The 19,655-nt window shown below is 42.2% G+C and carries 26 protein-coding genes and 2 riboswitches; of the genes, 10 read left to right on the forward strand and 16 right to left on the reverse strand.

Annotation, left to right across the window (positions count from 1 at the left end; translation table 11 throughout):
* Positions 1-201: 201 nt before the first annotated feature.
* Positions 202-924, reverse strand: coding sequence for a CBS domain-containing protein (locus CE058_RS15820; protein WP_227887164.1), 723 nt, complete (start codon positions 922-924; stop codon positions 202-204).
* Positions 925-1,261: 337 nt separating this feature from the next.
* On the opposite strand from CE058_RS15820, the gene pxpB reads away from it, so the two are divergent.
* The 5 genes from pxpB (at position 1,262) to CE058_RS15845 (ending at position 5,926) form a co-directional block, all read left to right on the forward strand.
* Entirely contained in the window at positions 1,262-1,972 is a 711-nt protein-coding gene (gene pxpB / locus CE058_RS15825; RefSeq protein ID WP_048011388.1) for a 5-oxoprolinase subunit PxpB, read from the forward strand.
* Positions 1,969-2,979, forward strand: coding sequence for a 5-oxoprolinase subunit C family protein (locus tag CE058_RS15830; protein ID WP_163143939.1), 1,011 nt, complete (start codon positions 1,969-1,971; stop codon positions 2,977-2,979). Before pxpB ends, CE058_RS15830 begins: the two co-directional genes overlap by 4 nt.
* Position 2,980: 1 nt before the next feature.
* Positions 2,981-3,751 carry a LamB/YcsF family protein gene (locus CE058_RS15835; RefSeq protein WP_048011390.1) on the forward strand — a complete coding sequence of 257 codons (771 nt, stop codon included), beginning with the start codon at positions 2,981-2,983 and terminating at the stop codon, positions 3,749-3,751.
* A 172-nt stretch (positions 3,752-3,923) separates the two neighbouring features.
* Positions 3,924-5,114, forward strand: a complete 1,191-nt coding sequence (locus tag CE058_RS15840) for an NRAMP family divalent metal transporter (RefSeq protein WP_163143941.1) — start codon at positions 3,924-3,926, stop codon at positions 5,112-5,114.
* A 20-nt stretch (positions 5,115-5,134) separates the two neighbouring features.
* Positions 5,135-5,926: a putative hydro-lyase gene (locus tag CE058_RS15845; protein WP_163143943.1), complete on the forward strand. Its 792-nt coding sequence runs from the start codon at positions 5,135-5,137 to the stop codon at positions 5,924-5,926.
* Between the two features lie 25 nt (positions 5,927-5,951).
* Here CE058_RS15845 and CE058_RS15850 read toward each other — a convergent pair whose 3' ends face one another.
* Positions 5,952-7,094, reverse strand: a complete 1,143-nt coding sequence (locus CE058_RS15850; RefSeq protein WP_163143945.1) for a metallophosphoesterase — start codon at positions 7,092-7,094, stop codon at positions 5,952-5,954.
* A gap of 166 nt (positions 7,095-7,260) precedes the next feature.
* Here CE058_RS15850 and CE058_RS15855 point away from each other — a divergent pair, with 166 nt between their 5' ends.
* A complete protein-coding gene (locus CE058_RS15855) occupies positions 7,261-7,446 on the forward strand; it encodes a hypothetical protein (protein WP_286168023.1) in 186 nt (61 codons plus the stop codon).
* Positions 7,447-7,588: 142 nt separating this feature from the next.
* Here the strand turns inward: CE058_RS15855 and CE058_RS15860 are convergent, their stop codons facing one another.
* Entirely contained in the window at positions 7,589-8,434 is an 846-nt protein-coding gene (locus tag CE058_RS15860; RefSeq protein ID WP_163143946.1) for an SDR family oxidoreductase, read from the reverse strand.
* A gap of 115 nt (positions 8,435-8,549) precedes the next feature.
* On the opposite strand from CE058_RS15860, the gene CE058_RS15865 reads away from it, so the two are divergent.
* Together CE058_RS15865 and CE058_RS15870 are read left to right on the forward strand one after the other, a co-directional pair.
* Positions 8,550-8,849, forward strand: a complete 300-nt coding sequence (locus CE058_RS15865) for a hypothetical protein (protein WP_048011396.1) — start codon at positions 8,550-8,552, stop codon at positions 8,847-8,849.
* A 41-nt stretch (positions 8,850-8,890) separates the two neighbouring features.
* Positions 8,891-9,904: an AI-2E family transporter gene (locus tag CE058_RS15870; RefSeq protein ID WP_163143948.1), complete on the forward strand. Its 1,014-nt coding sequence runs from the start codon at positions 8,891-8,893 to the stop codon at positions 9,902-9,904.
* Between the two features lie 32 nt (positions 9,905-9,936).
* Here CE058_RS15870 and CE058_RS15875 read toward each other — a convergent pair whose 3' ends face one another.
* From CE058_RS15875 to CE058_RS15925, 11 genes are all read right to left on the reverse strand, one after another.
* Entirely contained in the window at positions 9,937-10,347 is a 411-nt protein-coding gene (locus tag CE058_RS15875; RefSeq protein WP_048011398.1) for an HIT family protein, read from the reverse strand.
* A complete protein-coding gene (locus CE058_RS15880) occupies positions 10,348-11,196 on the reverse strand; it encodes a P-loop NTPase family protein (protein WP_163143950.1) in 849 nt (282 codons plus the stop codon).
* 96 nt (positions 11,197-11,292) lie between these two features.
* Entirely contained in the window at positions 11,293-11,679 is a 387-nt protein-coding gene (locus tag CE058_RS15885; RefSeq protein ID WP_163143952.1) for a DUF302 domain-containing protein, read from the reverse strand.
* Between the two features lie 125 nt (positions 11,680-11,804).
* Positions 11,805-12,119: a DMT family transporter gene (locus CE058_RS15890; RefSeq protein WP_163143954.1), complete on the reverse strand. Its 315-nt coding sequence runs from the start codon at positions 12,117-12,119 to the stop codon at positions 11,805-11,807.
* The gene (locus CE058_RS15895; protein WP_163143956.1) at positions 12,116-12,454 is read right to left on the reverse strand and encodes a DMT family transporter; all 339 of its coding nucleotides are present in this window, start codon (positions 12,452-12,454) and stop codon (positions 12,116-12,118) included. The genes CE058_RS15890 and CE058_RS15895 overlap by 4 nt, the downstream gene beginning before the upstream one ends.
* Before the next feature lie 66 nt (positions 12,455-12,520).
* Positions 12,521-12,620: riboswitch (guanidine-I (ykkC/yxkD leader) on the reverse strand.
* 50 nt (positions 12,621-12,670) lie between these two features.
* The gene (locus CE058_RS15900; protein WP_163143958.1) at positions 12,671-12,928 is read right to left on the reverse strand and encodes a hypothetical protein; all 258 of its coding nucleotides are present in this window, start codon (positions 12,926-12,928) and stop codon (positions 12,671-12,673) included.
* A gap of 83 nt (positions 12,929-13,011) precedes the next feature.
* Positions 13,012-13,767, reverse strand: coding sequence for an exodeoxyribonuclease III (locus CE058_RS15905; RefSeq protein ID WP_163143960.1), 756 nt, complete (start codon positions 13,765-13,767; stop codon positions 13,012-13,014).
* Positions 13,768-13,882: 115 nt separating this feature from the next.
* Positions 13,883-14,542 (reverse strand): thiamine phosphate synthase, encoded by a 660-nt coding sequence (gene thiE, locus CE058_RS15910; protein WP_163143962.1) that lies wholly within the window; start codon positions 14,540-14,542, stop codon positions 13,883-13,885.
* A complete protein-coding gene (gene thiD, locus CE058_RS15915; protein ID WP_163143964.1) occupies positions 14,532-15,353 on the reverse strand; it encodes a bifunctional hydroxymethylpyrimidine kinase/phosphomethylpyrimidine kinase in 822 nt (273 codons plus the stop codon). Before thiD ends, thiE begins: the two co-directional genes overlap by 11 nt.
* A 2-nt stretch (positions 15,354-15,355) precedes the next feature.
* Positions 15,356-16,171, reverse strand: coding sequence for a hydroxyethylthiazole kinase (gene thiM / locus CE058_RS15920; RefSeq protein ID WP_163143965.1), 816 nt, complete (start codon positions 16,169-16,171; stop codon positions 15,356-15,358).
* Positions 16,172-16,184: 13 nt separating this feature from the next.
* Positions 16,185-16,946 (reverse strand): 3-oxoacyl-ACP reductase, encoded by a 762-nt coding sequence (locus tag CE058_RS15925; protein WP_163143967.1) that lies wholly within the window; start codon positions 16,944-16,946, stop codon positions 16,185-16,187.
* 107 nt (positions 16,947-17,053) lie between these two features.
* Positions 17,054-17,166: riboswitch (TPP riboswitch) on the reverse strand.
* A gap of 116 nt (positions 17,167-17,282) precedes the next feature.
* Here CE058_RS15925 and CE058_RS15930 point away from each other — a divergent pair.
* A complete protein-coding gene (locus CE058_RS15930; RefSeq protein ID WP_163143969.1) occupies positions 17,283-17,735 on the forward strand; it encodes an OsmC family protein in 453 nt (150 codons plus the stop codon).
* A 35-nt stretch (positions 17,736-17,770) separates the two neighbouring features.
* Here CE058_RS15930 and CE058_RS15935 read toward each other — a convergent pair whose 3' ends face one another.
* Positions 17,771-18,520, reverse strand: a complete 750-nt coding sequence (locus CE058_RS15935) for a Cof-type HAD-IIB family hydrolase (protein ID WP_048011409.1) — start codon at positions 18,518-18,520, stop codon at positions 17,771-17,773.
* A 142-nt stretch (positions 18,521-18,662) separates the two neighbouring features.
* Between CE058_RS15935 and CE058_RS15940 the strand changes: the two genes are divergently transcribed.
* Positions 18,663-19,178 carry a CBO0543 family protein gene (locus CE058_RS15940; RefSeq protein ID WP_163143971.1) on the forward strand — a complete coding sequence of 172 codons (516 nt, stop codon included), beginning with the start codon at positions 18,663-18,665 and terminating at the stop codon, positions 19,176-19,178.
* A 266-nt stretch (positions 19,179-19,444) separates the two neighbouring features.
* On the opposite strand, the gene CE058_RS24810 is transcribed toward CE058_RS15940, so the two are convergent.
* Positions 19,445-19,655 (reverse strand): hypothetical protein (locus CE058_RS24810; RefSeq protein WP_204260546.1); only part of this gene is annotated, 211 nt, incomplete at its 5' end.

Here is a 19,655-nt window from a genome sequence, read left to right on the forward strand (position 1 = left end):
GAGGGGGTCAAACTGCCCGTAAAGGCCCGATTGGTGAGATACAGTGAAACTTGCCGACGCGCAGGCAGAGGCTTAGTTGAACCAATCGGGTTCGTAGTGTCGATTGATCGAAGCGCTAGCGGAGATCTTAGCGACACTAGAACGCGACTAACAATCAGTGGGGGATGAGGAAAATCCCCACTGATTGAAGTTTCACTTTATCTAATTTTCTGAATCTGCCTCCAGCAGGTCCCAGGCTGTAATGATGCCTTTGGGTTTTTCAGTCGGCTTTCCATTCTCGGTTACAATGATCCCTTCAAGTTTTTCATTTTTATTTCTGCTCTCCTCAAACATATCCTCCAAATCGAAAATAGAGGTATTCGTTCCGGCAAAGGCTATTTGATGCTTCGATTTCTTGTTGAAAAGCTCTTTGATTTTCACCTTTTTCAGCTGGATCGTTTCTTCAGTAAAATGCTCTGCCATCCATTTTACAATATCCGCTGATGTTAACAGCCAGGAATATTCCTCTTCCCGCGAATAAATGGGAAACTGGGAATGCGAGAATTTATTGATAATGGCCAGTACATCTGAAAGCTTGCCATCTTCATAAAAATAAAATACCGGTGTGGCAGCAATCGAAATCGCGGTTTTGGGCTTTTCAAAATGGCCGGCAATCAGTTCAATTTTTTCCACCGTTTCCAGGTGCGGTTCTGCTATATAATAATCCAGATCAATTTTTTCATGGACTATAGCATTTCTCAGTTTGGCAAACTGATGTAAATCATCCTCATATAATCGAATCAGCGAATGGTTTTTCTGTATTTCAATCAGCTTATAAAACCTGTCTGTTCTGGCTTGTTTAGCAGATTGTTTCAAGGCCTTGTGAATTCGGTTAAAGGCTGCCTCAAATCTTTCTGATAAGTTCATTTCTCTATCTGCACCCACAATAATCTCTCCCTAATTCATAATGTCCCTACTTTATTCCCATATTAGAGGACAAAATAAACTATGAAGATTCTGGTTCGCCTTCCGGCAGAATAATTTGCACAAATAGAATTTTCAATCTATTATATGATATTATATTCTTTAGCTGAAGACATTGCATAAATATATAAGTTTACTAATAAATTTTTTCCTCTTAACGTGAATAAACATAGATTTCCCTTTTTTTAGGAAAAAATAATATGTGTATTTCGTCTCGGTGAAAAAGGCTATTTATTATTATTGAATAATATTTTACAACCTTCAGCTCCTTACATTTATTGCGAAAGCAGGTGAAATAATGGAATACACTGTACATCCTTTAGGAGATAATGCCGTTCTTATTGAACTTGGGAACGAAATCAGTGAGGATGCACATCAAAAAGTGCAGACACTGACAGCCTTTCTCGAAAAACATCCTCCAGATTGGATGATTGAATACATACCCGCTTACACAACCGTCACTGTTTTTTATAATCCATTTGAGATCTATCAGCTTTCAGATGGAGAACTTCCATTTGACTTCATATGTTCTCACCTAAAACCGCTTATGGAAGAGCTGGGGGAAAATAAGGCAAAGGAAGCAAGAATAGTGGAAATTCCGGTTTGCTACGGAGGAGAATTTGGCCCTGATCTTGATTATGTTGCCGAACATAATGGCCTTACCCCTGATGAAGTAATAGACATTCACTCTTCAGGCAGCTATCTGGTCTATATGATCGGATTTGCGCCAGGCTTCCCTTTTATCGGCGGAATGTCAGAACAAATTGCCGCACCAAGACGGGATACACCACGGTTAAAAATTCCCGAGCGTACAGTTGGGATTGCCGGGATGCAGACCGGGATTTACCCCATCGAGACGCCAGGAGGCTGGCAGCTGATCGGGCGTACTCCTGTTAAGCTGTTTCGTCCAATGGATGAATCCCCTACCTTGTTAAAAGCTGGGGATAAAATTAAATTCAGGCCAATCAGTCTGGAAGAATACCATCATTGGGAGGAGACGGATCAATGATTAAAGTGTTAAAGCCTGGACTCCTTTCAAGCATTCAGGATCTCGGGAGAACCGGCTATCAGAAGTTTGGCGTCATAGCCAGCGGGGCCATGGATCCTTTTTCACATCGGATGGCCAATCTGCTGTCCGGAAATGAGGAAAATGATCCTGCATTGGAAATAACGATGATGGGCCCAATCCTGACATTTGAAGAAGACACATTAATTTCAATCTGCGGCGGTGACCTTTCCCCTTCGATCAATGGCCAGCCTATTCGGACATGGCGGTCAGTTTTTGTGAAAAAAGGCAGTGAACTTAAATTCGGAGGATGCCAAAAAGGGTGCCGGGCCTATCTGGCTGTTTACGGCGGTTTTGTCGTTCCGGAAGTAATGAACAGTAAATCCACTTACCTGCGCGCTGGTATTGGCGGCTTTAAAGGCAGAGCATTAAAGGCTGGAGATGTGCTGGAAACCGGCAAACCTTCCCTCCAGTCGTTGAAAATGAAGGACTTTTTATCAAAACAGCTCCTTGATAAAGCTTTTGTTGAAAACGACTGGGGCATTGCTTCAAAACTCATTCCGGAAACTGTGGGGAATCCGGAAATCAGAATCACCAGGGGCCGTCAATTTGATTTATTTACCCATGAAAGCAGGATTCAGCTTTTTAATCATGCATTTGAGGTGACAGCACAATCTGACAGGATGGGATACAGATTGAAGGGCCCTTCCCTTGCCCTGTCAGAGCATGCTGAACAAATATCTGAGGCCGTCAATTTTGGGTCCATTCAGGTTCCGCCTGATGGAAATCCGATTGTCCTGCTTGCTGACAGGCAGACAACCGGCGGATATCCGAAAATTGGACAGGTTGCGGCTGTCGATCTTCCCCTTCTGGCGCAGGCTAAACCCGGAGACGCCTTACGGTTTGCAGAAATATCAAATGAACAGGCGCAGCAATTACTCATTAAGAGAGAAATGAAATTAAAGGAGTTAAAACAAGGCATATTTTTAAAAACCAGAGGAGGAAATTAACATGCATATAGTTGACATTAATTGTGATATGGGAGAAAGCTTTGGTTCCTACAAGATGGGACGCGATGAGGAAATCCTGGACCACATTACCTCAGCCAACATCGCCTGCGGCTTCCATGCCGGTGACCCGGCGACCATGCGAAAAACAGTCAGGATGGCGCTTGATAAAAATGTAGGCCTGGGTGTCCATCCGGGACTCCAGGATCTGCATGGTTTCGGCCGGAGAGATATAAATATCACCCCTCAGGAAGCCTATGACCTGGTGGTCTACCAGATTGGCGCTTTATATGCTTTTGTTAAATCAGAAGGCGGCAAGCTTCAGCATGTTAAACCGCACGGTGCACTGTTCAACATGGCCTCCAAAAGCGCACCGTTATCGGAAGCAATCGCAGAAGCTGTTTACAAAGTGGATCCAGAACTGATTCTGTTCGGTCTCTCAGGGGGCGAATTAGTTAAAGCCGGCAGGAAGATAGGCCTCCGTTCTGCGAATGAAGTATTTTCAGACCGGACCTACCAGGAGGACGGATCGCTTACGTCAAGAAGGGAGAGCAATGCACTAATTACAGATCACAGCGCTGCTGTTAATCAGGTAATCCGCATGGTCAAAGAAGGAAAAGTTCATTCTGTTCAGGGTACTGATGTTTCCATTGAGGCCAATACGATCTGCATCCACGGCGATGGTGAAAGCGCCCTGGAATTTGCCCAATATATCCCGAAGGCGCTGAATGAAGCGGGTATCCAGGTGGCAAAAATCAGTGAGTTTTTGAAATAAAAGTGGTATAGATGGAGATAATGAACACTTGGTGACTTATCAAGCGCGGATCGCAGTTAGATGGAATAGTATCGTTCATGCCGGATTAGGCAGCGCAAACGGCACTAATCATGCTTTTCAGCGCGAACAGCATAAAAAAATAACCACAAATTAATTTATTGGGGGAAAATGAATGAAAAAGCAATCTAATGCCAGTCTTTTACTTGGCGCTGCCTTCCTTATGGCTACATCTGCCATCGGACCAGGCTTCCTGACTCAGACGACCGTTTTTACAGAAACACTGCTTGCAAGCTTCGGGTTTGTCATTTTAATTTCTATTATTATCGATATTGGTGCACAGATGAATATCTGGCGAATTATTGCTGTGTCTGAAAAACGGGCCCAGGATATTGCCAATGATGTCCTGCCGGGCCTCGGATATTTCCTGGCTGCCCTGATTGTCATGGGCGGACTGGCCTTTAATATTGGAAATATTGCCGGTGCCGGGTTAGGTACTAATGTTATATTCGGCATTTCTCCCGAATTCGGTGCCCTTTTAAGCGGAATTTTGGCGATCGGCATTTTTCTTGTAAAAGAAGCGGGGAAATTAATGGACCGCTTCACACAGATTTTAGGATTTGTCATGATTGGGCTTACTCTTTATGTTATGTTTACGGCACAGCCTCCTGTTGGTGAAGCTGTCGTCAAAACGTTTGTTCCAGACAAAATTGATATCCTGGCTATTATTACACTTGTCGGCGGTACGGTCGGCGGCTATATCACTTTTGCCGGCGGCCATCGCCTAATTGATGCAGGTGTCAAAGGAAAAGAAGCTCTTCCTGAAGTCACAAAGAGCTCTGTGAGTGCAATCGGGATTGCTTCCATAATGCGTATCTTCCTTTTCCTCGCAGCACTTGGTGTAGTTTCGCAAGGCTTGGCACTGGACCCATCCAACCCGCCAGCTTCTGTATTCCAGCTGGCTGCGGGCAATATAGGCTATAAGATATTTGGAGTCGTTATGTGGGCAGCCGCGATCACATCTGTAGTCGGTGCAGCCTATACATCGGTCTCATTTATTCGGACATTGAGCCCTGCCATCGAGAAATATCATAAATGGGTAATTGTCGGTTTTATTGCCGTTTCTACATTTGTTTTCGTATTGATTGGTAAACCAGTCAAAATACTGGTTTTAGTTGGTTCATTAAATGGTCTTATCCTGCCAATCGCATTAGGTGTAATGCTGATTGCTGCTTATAAAACCAAAATTGTCGGCGATTATAAACATCCGCTCTGGATGACCATCTTCGGAGTCATTATCGTGATTGCCATGTCTTACATGGGGGTTTACTCGTTAATCAATGGAATCCCTGAGCTGTTTAAATAAGCATGAAAGGAGATTTTTATATGAACTCCCCTTCTCAATTGAATCCTGATGAGGCACGCAAATTGATCCGCAGCAAGGCATGGGAGAAACCGACAGCAGGAATGGCAAACGGCTTCATTCAGGCAAACCTTGCCATCCTGCCAAAGGATTTGGCTTTTGAGTTTCTCCTTTTCAGCCAAAGAAATCCAAAATCCTGCCCAATCATCGATGTGACAGAACCTGGGTCTCCTGTGCCGATGCTGTCAGCCCCAAATGCTGATATTAGAACAGATTTGCCCAAATACAGGATTTATAAAAACGGTGTTCTCTCTGAGGAGATTTCAGACATCACATCTTATTGGGATGATGCTATGGTGGCATTTCTGATCGGCTGCAGTTTTACGTTTGAAGAAGCATTGCTGAAAAACAATATCCCTATCCGCCATATTGAGGAAAATCGGAATGTTCCAATGTTTAAAACAAATATTGAGTGTGTGAAGGCAGGCCGGTTTGAAGGGCCAATGGTTGTGAGTATGCGGCCGATGACAGAGAAGGAAGCTATTCGGGCTGTCCAGGTGACAAGCCGCTTCCCTTCTGTCCATGGTGCCCCTGTCCATATTGGCAACCCTGAAGCAATCGGCATAAATAATATACATCAGCCCGATTTTGGCGATGCCGTGACGATTAAAGATGGAGAGGTACCTGTTTTTTGGGCCTGTGGCGTCACTCCTCAGGCAGTTGCCATGCATGTGAAGCCGGAAATTATGATTACACATGCACCGGGACATATGTTTATTACAGATTTAAAAAATGAAGAGTTTTCGGTTTTATAGGAAAAAGGCGCCCATTAGGCGCCTTTTACTTTTTGTGTTTTAAAAAATCCAGTGCATCTTGATGATCTTTTTTCATAATCTGCTCTATTAACGGGTCCCCCGGGATGACTTCCTTCTTTTTACTTTTGATAGTCCGGTAAACAGGCCTGATGGAGGATAGACTGCTTTTTACTTTCCATTCTCTATCTTCAAAGGCTATTTTCAAATCGATTAAACCGAGATGATTGCCCCAGTATCCAGCCTGTACAGCAGCTGTTCCATTAATGGTTCCTGTCTTCAAGTCGATCCCAGGCACCTTTTGCAGCTCATCTTTGACAGGAAAAACAGAATGGCTGTGACCGAATAAAATGGCATCTATTCCTTTAACTTTGCTGAGTGCCTGAACTGAATTGCCCTTTTTCTCCTCCAGCCCTTTATCGGATTGGAGGCCGGTATGTGCAAGGGCCACAATGATATCTGCCCCTTTGCTTTTCATTATAGGAATAAAGTGCTCTGCTGTTTCTTTTATATTTTTCACTTTAAGGTTCCCGCGAAAATACTCTTTATTCCACTCCGCAACAATCGGAGTAATAAAGCCGATGACTCCGACATTCAGCTGATGCTTTTCCCCAGCTGTATCTGTCACTTCTTTCTCTATAATGGTGTAGGGATTAAAATAATTGAGGTCATCTTCTTCAAGCTGATTGCCGTCTTCCACATAGATATTTGCATTCACATAAGGAAAGTTGGCTCCCCTGAGGCTTTCTTCCATAAAATCAATTCCGTAATTAAATTCATGATTTCCCACTGTTGCAGCGTCATAAAGCAGCGTATTCATAGCTTTAAAAACAGGATGGACATTAGCCATGTCAAGCGGATGGCTTCTATAGGCATATTCATCGAGTCCATTGCCTTCAAGAATGTCCCCGTTATCGAATAAAAGGGAGTTAGGAGACTCTTTTCTAGCCTGTTTAATCAGGCTGGCCGTCCTGGAAAGCCCAAACTCCACTGTTTTTCTGCGGTCTTCATAATCATAACCAATCATATTTCCATGCAAATCAGTGGTTTCCATCACGCGCAGATGGATGGTTGGCGGTCCGGATACTTCAGCTTCCGTCTGGTTCCAGACAAGCAGCAGGGCTATGAATGATAACAGTGTGATAGTATACTTTTTCATTCCTTTTTTCATTCCAACTCCCCCAGACGATCAAAGATTAGTTTTCTTATTTTCTCTAGATGCAAGAAAATTAATCAGAGATTGGGGACTTAAGAAAAAAGAAGAAAAAAAGGAAAATTTTGAAACCTTTTTGCCCATTATACGGTATAAAAAAGAAATGAAATAAGGAGGTCCTCTTATGGATAAACAAAGAAAGTTTTGGGTTTGGGCATTATTATTTTTTGTTTTAGAATCCATTTTAGCAGCGGTTGTGTCATTACTTCTCAACTTTCCTCTTCTTGATACCTTTGCCTACAGCAGCTTTCTCCTATTGCATTCAGTTTATTTACCTTTTCACAGGGCGATGCCTGGACTAATAATGTAATTGCCGATTCAAAATTAAATATGATGACTCATTTGAATGAAGAAGAAAGAGCAGATTTTTTCATTAATCTCAATCCATTTCTTGCTGGAACTTTTGTTTTTTTTATCGTTGGATTAATCATTACAGGATATTTGTTTATTAATTAATCTTTATAAAGTGTCTTGAATATGACTTTCTCCCATGCTTTCCAGCTCAGAAGGTGTTTCAGGCGTATTCTTGTTCGGACTCCCTTTCCTACAGGGTATCTGAGTGCAGGTTCTTTTTCCCTGATAATATCCACTGCTTTTTTCGCAACGATAATTGGATCTTCGTAAAAGGGCTCCCCTTGATCAAGGTACCTCTGTATTTTTGTCATATAAGAGTAATAAGGCGAGTCGTTCTTCAATGAGGGTTCCGCTATCTTTTTGCCTGTTGTCCAAATGCCTGTCCTGAAGGATCCTGGCTCAATCACCACCACATTTACTCCAAACGGTTTGACTTCAAGCCTAAGTGATTCACTCCAGCCCTCTACTGCAAATTTTGAGGCGGCGTATGGCGATAAGCCCGGAAAACCTACTCTTCCGCTGATTGAGCTGATGTTTATGATAGTACCTGATCCCTGTTCCCTCATAAATGGCAGAACTGCCTGTGTCACGGCAATCGTTCCAAAGACATTTGTTTCAAACTGTTCTCTATACTCATCCAGCGGTATTTCTTCTGCAAATCCTGCTCCTGCATAGCCTGCATTATTGATTAAAACATCAACCGAAGGCAATTGGAGCAGCTTGCTTTTAAAATTTTTTATAGAAGATGATGAAGTGACATCCAATTCATGAATGGAAATCTGAGCAAGTACTCCCTCTTTATCAGCTTTCTCCATTAATATTTTGCTTTTATCCAGGTTTCTCATTGTGGCAAGAACATTAAAATCGTTCTTTGCCAGCTCAATGGCCATTAATATTCCAAACCCGCTGGAACAGCCGGTAATGACTGCGTAATTCCTATTCAAATACCTTCACCTTTCTCTGGTCAGAATTTTTTAATTTCGAATGTAAATAGATATATAATTAAATGTAAAAGTATTATAAAATAATAAATATATTGATAATAAGAGGATGAACAAGTTGGCTCACATATTTATCAGCATTATCCTGATTTTCTCCGGTTTAATTACGACAGTGCAGCAAAGCCAGGAGCCGATTGATTTCAATGATCCCGGAAGAGATGCCATTGTGATCGATTCACCAGCCCTGAAAAACCCAGCTTTTTGCAGCACACTAGTAACTGCAGTAAAAACAACCGCACAGACAATCAATTTTAAAGCACGGCAGATGTATTTTCAGACTCTTACATCTGCTGCATTCCATAGAAGCAGCGAATACATGACACCCTACATGTTTCAGAGTAATTATCTCCGCATTTAATGGAACCCTGAAGAAACCTACTAAAGTGTGGAGGAATGGAATTGGAAACGATTAAATCACTTTTTAATAATAACGGCTTTAAAAGATTCGTCATTTTTGGCATTATAGTTCTGGCTCTTTACCTGTCGAGAAGCATGATTAATTTAATCCTGATTACTTTTATTTTTTCTTTCTTGATGGATAGGCTCGTGAAACTGGTCCTATCGAGATTTAAACTGAATAGAAAACTGACAGTCATAACCCTTTATATAGGAATTATCGGCCTTCTCTCTATCGGGATTATTAAGTATCTTCCTTTAATAGTAACTGAAATTTCTCAGCTGTTTAAGCAGGTTGAAAGCTTTTATACCCAGAAGCATGACAATATTGTCATCACTTACATTGTGCAAATGCTTGAAAGAAATGAAGTTACGAAGTATCTCGAACAGGGCTTTGCGTTCCTGCTTCAATATTTTTCTGATATTAGCCATATTGCGATTCAAGTATTGCTGTCACTTATCCTTAGTTTGTTCTTCCTGCTTGAAAAGCCTAAGCTGACTGAGTTTACTTTAAAGTTCAAATACAGCAAAATGGCCGCCTTTTATAATGAGATTTCCTATTTTGGAAGTAAGTTCGTGCAAACATTTGGAAAAGTTATTGAAGCGCAGGTGGTTATTGCCACAGTGAATTGTATTCTGACAACACTTGCGCTCTGGATCATGGACTTCCCTCACCTGATGGGCTTGTCTATACTTATTTTCCTGCTTGGTCTGATCCCGGTAGCAGGCGTGATTATTTCCCTGGTTCCTTTATGTACAATTGCCTATTCACTAGGCGGCTTCATCCAGGTGTTTTATATCCTCCTGTTAATTATGGTGATTCATGCGATTGAAGCCTATATTTTAAACCCGAAGCTTATGTCTTCCAAAACGGATTTGCCGGTATTTTATACGTTCATTGTTCTGATTTTCTCTGAGCATTTCTTTGGTGTCTGGGGATTGATTGTCGGTATACCGGTGTTTGTGTTTCTGCTGGATGTACTTGAAGTCAAGAGCAATCCACCTAAAATACAGTAACTTGAAAAACACACAGTCCTTCTGTGTGTTTTTTATTTATTCACTGCGCCTCTTTTATTTTCATGCTGCTTCAGCCAATGTCTGAGCCCTTTTCCTGCGTGTGGTTCATCACTATATCTGGGTATGACGTGCAGATGGCTGTGAAGAATGGATTGATTGGAAGCTTCACCGACGTTCCATCCAAGAGTGTATCCATCTGGTTCATACTTTGTATCCAAATAATCCTTCGCTTTTTGAAGAAGTTCATATGTATCCTTCCACTCTTCAGCCGTTAAGTGAAAGGCATCTGAATGATGTGCTTTTGGCACAATGACCCCGCAGCCCTCTAAAACATCCTGTTCTTTATCGTGCTGAAGAAAATAACAAGTGCTGTTTTCAAAAATGATATTCTGGTGTGGATCCTTGTGCGGACTGCAAAAAGGACAACTTTCCTGATGGTTCATTTAATCATTTCCTTTCCTAACAGGGTTATTGATCAGGAAATTCTCTAAAGCGATTTTGTGGGAATGCTCATCATAGGCAGTGTTATTGATTATGGTCTTTCGGATAGTCAGTTTTTTCAGAATCTCTTCTTCAGCCTGTCTCCTTGCTTTTAGAATCTTTATGGTGCCCTCTTCCCCGCTTAGATGATTCTGCTTTCCGTATCCTTGCCGGGTATAATAATGGATAAAGCCCTCAGACCAGCTTTTCGGCCGTTCTTTTATTGCTCTTTTGAAGGAGTATTCTATGTTATCCTGATTGATATAAATTAGCATCGGATTGAGCTTTTTTACCGAATTTTCCAGTGCTAAAATATAATCCAGCAGCTTTGTTTGGGGAGCCCCATATTTAATCATTCCGACCGTAACGGGATTCTGGATAAAACAGCATTCAAAAATGTGAACTTTATTGCTGTTTTCAGCTTGCCTGGCGAATGTTGCCCACTTTTGAGTGATGAGTTGAATATTTTTCTCCAGCTGCAGCTCATAGATATCATTTTTAAATGCTTTTTCATAAAATATATCTGGCATATCAGGTCCAAGCTTTTTATAAGGCAGCAAAAAGCCATTATCTTGTGAAATGCTTTTCTCTGATAGTTGATCTCTGAAAGCGCTAAATTCTTCTAATAAGAACTGCCACTCATCATTAGTAAAGAAAGCGACACTTTCATAATCGGCAGGGTGGTCTAGATTACCTTCGAAGTATACTTGTGCTTCGATGCCATTTTGGTTTAGAATGTCATGCACCAATCTTGCCGTAGTGGATTTTCCTGAACCCGGCAGGCCTTCGATTAAAATTAGTTTTGTATCCATGGATTCACCTTCACAACATTTAGAATTCACACTCTATTGTAAGGCATAAAAAGAAAAACAAACAGTGTTTGCTGTTTGTTTTTGGATGAAGATGTATTAAACGGATTTATCCAGGCAGGCAATCAGGCGCTTCTCTATATCTGATGCCATTTCTTTAAGGTTCTGGCTTTCCATCATGCTTATTAACACACTTGGCCTTGGCAATCCTATCTTTGTTTTGCCGTTTTCTTTATATACAACGATTTTACAGGGGAGAAAATAGCCAACGATTTTATCTTCTTTCAGTACTCTCTCCGCCTCCTGGGGATTACAAACTTCAAGGACCTTAAATTCTTCATCCAGATGAAAGCCCTTCTCCTCCAGCTTCTCTTTAATATCAAAAGTCCAAAGTACACCAAACTTTTCATCTTTTAAATGCGTTTCCAATGCTGTAATTGTTTCTTCAATGGATTTCTCTGATTCAACTGTGTAATCAAAATTCATAGCAGTCACCTCTTTTTCATGTCCTTTTTAATATGAACAAACTGCTGTGTTTTTACTATGGAATGCTGGTGAACTGCTATGAGATATTGATGGCGAGCGTTTCTTGGTTAGACCGGGTTTCATAGCTAAGACACAAGTTTTAACCCAATTGCCGCACTTAATACCATTGCAATAAAGAATATTCGTTTGGCGTCTTTCGGTTCTCCGTACAGGATCATGCCAAGGATCGCTCCACCGGCGGCGCCGATTCCGGTCCAGACGGCATAAGCTGTGCCCATCGGCAGTTCTTTCATGGCCAAAGACAGGAACAGGAAGCTTGCGCCAAAGCCGCCAATAAGCAGAAGTAAGGACCGCCAGTTCCTGTTTTGATGCCAGCTGTTAATCATGGTGACACCTGTCATTTCAAAAATTCCAGCTAAAATCAGATACAGCCAGCTCATGAACTTTCAGCTCCTTTTGATTTGTCCTCGTTTGTCACCAGCTTTAAACCAAGGACTCCTAATAATAAAACAAAAACCAGAATGATTTTAGATAATTTCAAAGGCTCTCCGAAAAATATAATTTCCGATAGTACTGTCCCGGCGGTGCCCATGCCAACAAAGACAGCATAAACCGTCCCCACCGGCAGCACCCTGCCCGCCATGATCATCAGATAAAAACTGACAGCGATGCATATGATGGTCCCTGCCCATGATAAGGGATCATCCGCATGCTTTAAGCCAATGACCCAAAACACTTCAAAAAATGCTGCAATAAATACCTTTAGCCACTGCATGAAATCAGCTCCTTTATTAATATTCCCTGAAAAAGAAAAAAGCCCGGAAGATATCTGATGATCAGTATCTCCCAGGCTTTTATCCCTCCGTGGCATAGCCATAAAAGCTATGAGTTTTCTCTCGGACCAGGCCAGCATCTGCTGCGGAACCCTAGAAAACCTTTTTATTAGATTTAAAGGTATTATAACAAAATAACAAAACATTTTCCATCAATATCAACACACATGATCAGCAAGGACATACTCTTGTTCCCAATTTCGGCAGTCTGCCATTTCAGCAGAGCACGCGATATGACTGATGGATGGAGGATACGGACTTTTCCTAATATGCTCTTTTATGCTGTTAAAGGCTATTTCGTAGTCGAATTCCAGACAGTGATCAAAATAATGATGAACAATTTCGTTTTTGATCCGGAAAGGAGGATACACTCTTTCAATAAGAACAAAAAGCTTCAGCATTTCTGTTTTGTTCATATAACCATTCCTTTAGATAATCTTAATTCAATTATTGCCTGTTTTCCTAAAACAAAACCCCTGCACATCGCAGAGGCTTCATCCTATAGATCCATTTTAAGGGCTACCGGGCAATGGTCGCTTCCCATAATGTCGCAATGAATTTGTGAATCTATTATTTTTTCCTGAAGCTTTTCTGAAATTATAAAATAATCAATCCGCCAGCCGATATTCCTCTCCCTTACTCTTGCCATATAGGACCACCATGTATAGGCTCCCTCGGCTTCCGGGTATTTATAGCGGAAAGCATCAACAAACCCTGAACCAAGCAATCTGGTCATTCTGTCGCGCTCTTCATCGGTAAACCCGGAATTTCCGCGATTGGATTTTGCATTCTTTAAATCTATTTCATTATGAGCCACATTTAAGTCACCGCACATAATAACAGGCTTGATTCCATCCAGCTCAAGTAAATACTCCCTAATCCGCTCTTCCCATTCCAGACGATATGGAAGGCGGGCCAGGTCACGCTTCGAATTCGGCGTATAGACATTGACGAGATAAAAGTCTTCATATTCAAGCGTAAGAATCCTGCCCTCGGGTTCTGTTTCCTCATCGCCCAACCCATAGCGAACAGAAATCGGCTTTTTTTTCGTAAAAACAGCTGTCCCGGAATACCCTTTTTTTAGAGCATAATTCCAATATTGGTGATAGCCATCCAGGATGAGCTCAATCTGCCCCTCCTGTAATTTAGACTCCTGGATACAAAAGATGTCTGCATCCACTTCTTTGAAGTAATCGATGAAGCCTTTTTTCACACAGGCCCTAATGCCATTCACATTCCATGATACGAGTTTCATTGCAATTGTATCTCCTTACGAAAAAATCTGTATGAGTACAACATTACCATGGCTTTTCAATAATTGCATAGTAATAAACACTGAAACTTGAAAGGCAATCGAAAAATGCTCAAAATTAATGGATATTTCTCATTACTGCTTCTTTTAGCTCCCATGCTGATTTTTCCGGGGAATCCGCCTGGCTGATTGCCGTAATGACAGAGACACCGTCTGCTCCTGCATCCATAATGGGAGGTGTGTTTTCAGAATGAATTCCCCCTATTCCTACCACAGGAATCTGGATATCAGCAGCTCTCAATTCCTTTAAAAAAGTAAGACCCTGAACGGCTTTGGCATCTTTTTTTGTGCTTGTCGGATAAATAGGGCCAATGCCCAGGTAATCTGCCCCCTGCCGGATCGCTGCTTCTGCTTCAAGCATATTATGCACGGAGACGCCAAGGATTTTGCTGCCGATTTTCCTGCGGACCACATCTGCCGGTTCGTCCTCCTGGCCTATATGGACGCCATCTGCGTTGATACTAAGTGCCAATTCAATGTCATCATTTACAATAAAGGGAATATTGCTCTCTTTGCAGATTGCCTGAAGCCTTTTTGCAAGAGATTCCTTCTCTTTGCCGTGCAGGCAACCTGCACCTTTTTCACGGAATTGAAACAGGGATATTCCCCCCTTAATCGCTGACCGGAGAATATCTTCAGGCTTATGGCGGCAATTTACGCTCCCCATTATGAAATACACTTTAAGCCAGTTTCGTATTTGCTTAGGATTAACTTCCATATATGAAGCTCTCCTTTTTCTTCAAATTATAAGCCCAATGATTGGTTGGTCCATGACCGCTGCCAATTCTTAAGTCATTTTCAATTGCTGCCTGAATAAATTGCTTTGCGCGATCAACAGCCTGTGGCACAGAAACACCGTCAGCGAGGCCGGCTGTGATTGCAGCAGAAAAAGTGCAGCCTGTCCCATGTGTATTGGCTGTTTGGATTCTATTACTCTTGAATTCAGTAAAACCTTCACCGTCAAATAATAGATCGGCAGCCATTTTTCCCTCCTCATGACCGCCCTTAATGATGACATGTTTCGCACCAAGCCTATACAGTTCTTTTGCTGCCTTCCGTTTATCTTCCATTGAACGAATAATAGTATCCGTTAAAACCTCTGCCTCGGGAATATTGGGTGTAATGACCATCGAGAGCGGAATCAGATGCTTTTTCATCGCAATAATGGCTTCTGTCTGAAGAAGGCTTGCTCCACCTTTTGCTATCATCACCGGATCAATGACGATATTGTTCCAGCCGTATTTCGCAATCTCCTTTGAAACCCTTTCGATAATCTCTGCACTGAAGAGCATACCTGTCTTGACTGCATCCGGCCTTAAATCCTCTCCTATGGATTGCAATTGGGACGCAACTGCATCTGGGGTCATTGGATAAACTCCCTGCACTCCCATGGTGTTTTGGGCTGTTACGGCAGTTAACGCTGACATGCCGAAAACGCCGAGTTCCTGAAAGGTTTTTAAATCGGCCTGAATACCCGCACCGCCGCCGCTGTCTGATCCTGCTATGGTTAATGCTTTGTTGACCTTCATATTTATTCCCCTCCTATCTGACTAAAAGAGCCGCGCAATTCAACATCTGCGGCTGAAATAGTATATAAGCTATTCAAGAACTCTATTTGGAAAGTGCCCGGGCCCCTGCCATCCGTTTTTTCTGCAGCGATTTCGGCGGCAGAGCCATACACGACCAACGAAGCAGCTGCCGCTTTTACTGGATCCTTTTCAACAGTGACGAAAGCTCCAATGACAGAAGTCAAAAGACATCCGGCCCCTGTTACTTTCGTTAACAGGGGATGGCCATTGTTGACCGAAAAAGTGGAATGTCCATCTGAAACGATGTCCTGTTTCCCTGTAATGACGGTGACTGCACCAAGTTTATTTGCTGCTGACTTTGCAAGTTCTGCAGTGCTTCCTTTCGCTTCTCCGGCATCGACGCCCTTAATTTTCCATTGCTGTCCTGCTGCATTGGCAATTTCTGCAGCATTGCCTCTTATGATGCTAATATCTAATTCTTCCATTATTCTATTGGCTGTTTCTGTTCGGTAAGCTGTCGCGCCGGCACCAACCGGGTCAAAGATTACCGGCACCCCATGCTGATTGGCTGACTTTCCTGCGATAAGCATACTTTTCACTTCTTTTTCAGTCAGTGTTCCCATGTTGAGAACCAGAGCGCCGGCGATTTTAGCCATATCACCCGCCTCTTCATGCGCATAAGCCATTACAGGTGATGCACCAATTGCCAGCAGGCCATTGGCAGTAAAATTGGTTACTACCACATTGGTGATATTATGTACCAGAGGGTTTGACTCTCTTACTTTATCTAATAGACTGCTAATCTCCTGAATGTTCATTTAGAATCCTCCTTTAATTCATAACTAGTCCGCCATCCACAACCAAATTCTGTCCTGTAACTGCCCTTGCCCAGGGAGAAGCGAAGAAGACTATCGCATCTGCCACTTCTGCAGGATCTGTGACTTTTCTTAGTGGAGTCGAGTTTTCGATAATTTCAAAGACTTCCTTAGATGTCGAAGCACTGGCGTCTGTCGTTTTTAACAAACCGCCTGACACCATATTTGCAGTAATTCCATATTGCCCCAGCTCATTTGCCATATTTCTGGTGAAGCCTAATAAAGCAGCTTTGCTGGTCGTATAGTCATGATAGGGTACAACTGGATGCTGGAATAGGTTGGTGCCGACCGAGATTATCCTGCCAAACTCCTGTTTTTTCATATCTGCAAGACCTGCTTGAACAGTGTTCAATGCTCCCAGAATTGCCCCTTCCAGCTGATTTTTGTAATCGTCCCATTCAATTGTTTCTGCATCTTTTTTTAAAACAGGGTCAAATTGAAAATTCACCAGTGCATTATTGACTATGGTTGTAATGGGAGCTCCAAAGTGTTCCTTCGTTTTTTCATACATGGATTTCACTTGAACTCTGTCCCGAACATCAGCACGAATGGCAATGGCTGATTCGCCAATTTCCTTCTGCAGAGCATGGGCTTTTTCCTCGCTATGGAAATAGTTAATGACAATTCTCGCCCCTTCTCTTGCGAAAGCTTTTGCTGTTTCTTTGCCCAATCCTCTGCTGCTGCCTGTAATAATGACAATCTGATCGTTAAGATTCATAGAAAATCCTCCTTATTAATAGCCAATTCATTTGTTTTTAGAACAAAATAAAAACCAGATCCGTTTAATTGGACCTGGCTGAATAATATATAGGGAATTAAGTTTGTTCCCCGCAATTACTACTTTCCTACGCTGGTATGATCCAGATCAGGTCCGAAGGGTAAAAAACAGTCCGGTTTCTTTCTCAGCCCGCGAGCATCGGGCACCCCTAGCAGTAAAACTATTAAGTTGGCTGATTTCATCTTAGCCTGAAACGTTAAATCTGTAAAGTCTTGCAATTCTGCCTGTTCCTCTTTAAGGTGTAATTAGAAATACATAACTTGGAGGAATAATAGAATGGCTGAACACCAATTCCATTTAAAAGCACATTGGCCAGGACTTCGGAATAATGTGGGTGAAATTGAAACAGGCGGGCTGAGAACAAAGGTATCTATCCCTCCGGAAATGGACGGTCCTGGAATCGGAACCAATCCGGATGAAATGCTGCTGGGGGCAGCGGCAACTTGTTATATTATTACCCTGGCAACCATGATGGAACGCAGCCGGCTCGAGAAAGATGACCTGACGATGGAATCAGTCGGTGTTGTGGATGTGACCAAAGGTGTGATTACCTACAGGAAAATCATTCATCGCCCGGTTATCGTGCTGAAGGCAGATGCCGATGAAAAGGACCATGCACTTGCGCGAAAGCTGGCGCAAAAAGCCGAAGCATCCTGCATGATCTCAAGGGCAATTAAAGGGAATGTGGAAGTCGAGTTGCAGGAAACCGTACTTAGATCAAAGATGTAAATCAAAAAACCGGCTTAATAGCCGGTTTTCGTTCACTAAAATGCCCATTTTCTGATTGCCTGTGCAACACCGGCTTCATCATTGGTTCCCGTCACAGCATCGGCTGTTTCTTTCACGATTTCCTGGGCATTTCCCATCGCTACTCCCCAGCCTGATTCCTCAATCATGGCAATATCGTTCAAGCTGTCTCCCATGGCCATTACATTTTCCATCGAAATGCCAAGAAGCTCTGTTACCTTCTGGATCCCTTTGGCTTTATTGATGCCAAGAGCATTGACTTCAATATTGGTTAAGCTTGAGTTAGTAATTTCCAGATCGCCTTTTGACTGCAGCTCCTTATGGATCAGTTCCCTGACTGCGTCATCTGAAATATCAAATCCAAACTTAAGCCACTCATGGTCATGAATATTTTCCGGCATTTCGTTGTTCCATACCCGTTCGCAGCTGGTGGCCCAAAAATTGGTCTTATGTGACTGTGACAAGTTCCACATCCATTCCATAACTTTGGAATCAACGGGAGCTCTTGAAATGGATTCTCCATCTGGGCCAAATATTTCACTGCCATTAACCGTAATTAAATAGGAGTTTAATTCCAGGGAATCGGCATGATCGCCTGCTGTAAGCCTTGATCTTCCGGTGCTCAAAATGACTTCGATTCCTTTCTCCTTTGCCTCTTTTATGGCTGCACGGTTCTCTTCAGGAATTTCCCCTCTGGAATTTAATAAAGTTCCATCCATATCGAGAGCGATTAATTTGATCTGCGGTGGAATTGTTGATTTTGTCATGATCCTCTCCCTTTCTTCTTTTAACACAATAAAGCCATTATATAGTTAGCCTGGCTATCCTTCAAAGACGGTGCTTTTCAGGTGAATAATTTATTGGGAAATGGAAATACCTGTATGTATTAAATATTAAAGGTGATGTCCTATGTATCTGATACTTGTTATTGTGGTATGGATTTTGTTTGCTTACTGCTTTATTGATTGGTCACAATGGAAAAAACAATACCCGACTGTGCTGTACTTTATTGCGATTAACCTTACCTATAACATGCTCTATTTTAATCATACTCTCTGGGCTTTTAGAGGCATTACGGCCGAATGGCTTAATCATAGCATTATTAACTTAGCTTTCACTTATTTTATAACTCCCATGGCTCTAATCATATATCTGCAGCGTTATCCTGAGAATAAAAACCATGGATACCTTTACTCTGCGGTTTGGATTGGCTTTTTTACCATCATTCAGTCTCTGTTTGCACATAAAGGGATGTTTGTGTACGATAACGGCTGGAACGGCTGGCATAATATTTGGCTGAATATCGCTTTGTTTGCTGTATTAAGAGTCCACTATAGAAAACCGGCAATGGCCATGCTCATTTCTCTGCCTGCTGTGGTGATTTTCTACTTATTATTTCCGTTTCCATTGGAAAGCCTAAAATAAATGCATACATGAAGTGAGGTGTACTGATTGATCATTCAAAACGATTTGTCTGTGTTCTTATTTTTGCTCCTTCTGTTCTTAACCTATGCATTGATGTGGTTTTATTTAATCAGGAAAAAAGTGAATAAATAATTCAGGCGCAGACCAAATGGTTTGCGCTTTTTTGTATAATCTTAATAAATGCCAAAAAAATGAAGCGATTGACTTGTATCTGTCGTCTAACTGTCAGTCAGATAAAGTGAAACTTCAATCAGTGGGGGTTTTCCTTATCCCCCACTGATTGTTAGTCGCGTTCTAGTGTCGCTAAGATCTCCGCTAGCGCTTCGATCAATCGACACTACGAACCCGATTGGTTCAACTAAGCCTCTGCCTGCGCCTCGGCAAGTTTCACTGTATCTCACCAATTGGGCCTTTACATTATAAAGCGAGGCGACTTGCCCAGGGGTGACAAGCATAAGACGAGCAGCTGGAGGGAAG

This window comes from Bacillus sp. 22-7 (genome assembly GCF_010628845.1).
GTDB lineage: Bacteria > Bacillota > Bacilli > Bacillales > Cytobacillaceae > Cytobacillus > Cytobacillus firmus_B.

Coding starts and splice junctions, on each gene's coding strand:
- CE058_RS15850 (WP_163143945.1), bottom strand. CDS start 7,094: ATGAAAAAAGGAATGAAAAAGTATACTATCACACTGTTATCATTCATA.
- CE058_RS15930 (WP_163143969.1), top strand. CDS start 17,283: ATGGCTGAACACCAATTCCATTTAAAAGCACATTGGCCAGGACTTCGG.
- CE058_RS15840 (WP_163143941.1), top strand. CDS start 3,924: ATGAAAAAGCAATCTAATGCCAGTCTTTTACTTGGCGCTGCCTTCCTT.
- CE058_RS15855 (WP_286168023.1), top strand. CDS start 7,261: ATGGATAAACAAAGAAAGTTTTGGGTTTGGGCATTATTATTTTTTGTT.
- CE058_RS15845 (WP_163143943.1), top strand. CDS start 5,135: ATGAACTCCCCTTCTCAATTGAATCCTGATGAGGCACGCAAATTGATC.
- CE058_RS15875 (WP_048011398.1), bottom strand. CDS start 10,347: ATGAACCATCAGGAAAGTTGTCCTTTTTGCAGTCCGCACAAGGATCCA.
- CE058_RS15885 (WP_163143952.1), bottom strand. CDS start 11,679: ATGAATTTTGATTACACAGTTGAATCAGAGAAATCCATTGAAGAAACA.
- CE058_RS15900 (WP_163143958.1), bottom strand. CDS start 12,928: ATGAACAAAACAGAAATGCTGAAGCTTTTTGTTCTTATTGAAAGAGTG.
- CE058_RS15895 (WP_163143956.1), bottom strand. CDS start 12,454: ATGCAGTGGCTAAAGGTATTTATTGCAGCATTTTTTGAAGTGTTTTGG.
- pxpB (WP_048011388.1), top strand. CDS start 1,262: ATGGAATACACTGTACATCCTTTAGGAGATAATGCCGTTCTTATTGAA.
- thiD (WP_163143964.1), bottom strand. CDS start 15,353: ATGAAGGTCAACAAAGCATTAACCATAGCAGGATCAGACAGCGGCGGC.
- CE058_RS15890 (WP_163143954.1), bottom strand. CDS start 12,119: ATGAGCTGGCTGTATCTGATTTTAGCTGGAATTTTTGAAATGACAGGT.
- thiE (WP_163143962.1), bottom strand. CDS start 14,542: ATGGAAGTTAATCCTAAGCAAATACGAAACTGGCTTAAAGTGTATTTC.
- CE058_RS15935 (WP_048011409.1), bottom strand. CDS start 18,520: ATGACAAAATCAACAATTCCACCGCAGATCAAATTAATCGCTCTCGAT.
- CE058_RS15830 (WP_163143939.1), top strand. CDS start 1,969: ATGATTAAAGTGTTAAAGCCTGGACTCCTTTCAAGCATTCAGGATCTC.
- thiM (WP_163143965.1), bottom strand. CDS start 16,171: ATGAACATTCAGGAGATTAGCAGTCTATTAGATAAAGTAAGAGAGTCA.
- CE058_RS15925 (WP_163143967.1), bottom strand. CDS start 16,946: ATGAATCTTAACGATCAGATTGTCATTATTACAGGCAGCAGCAGAGGA.
- CE058_RS15940 (WP_163143971.1), top strand. CDS start 18,663: ATGTATCTGATACTTGTTATTGTGGTATGGATTTTGTTTGCTTACTGC.
- CE058_RS15835 (WP_048011390.1), top strand. CDS start 2,981: ATGCATATAGTTGACATTAATTGTGATATGGGAGAAAGCTTTGGTTCC.
- CE058_RS15880 (WP_163143950.1), bottom strand. CDS start 11,196: ATGGATACAAAACTAATTTTAATCGAAGGCCTGCCGGGTTCAGGAAAA.
- CE058_RS15905 (WP_163143960.1), bottom strand. CDS start 13,767: ATGAAACTCGTATCATGGAATGTGAATGGCATTAGGGCCTGTGTGAAA.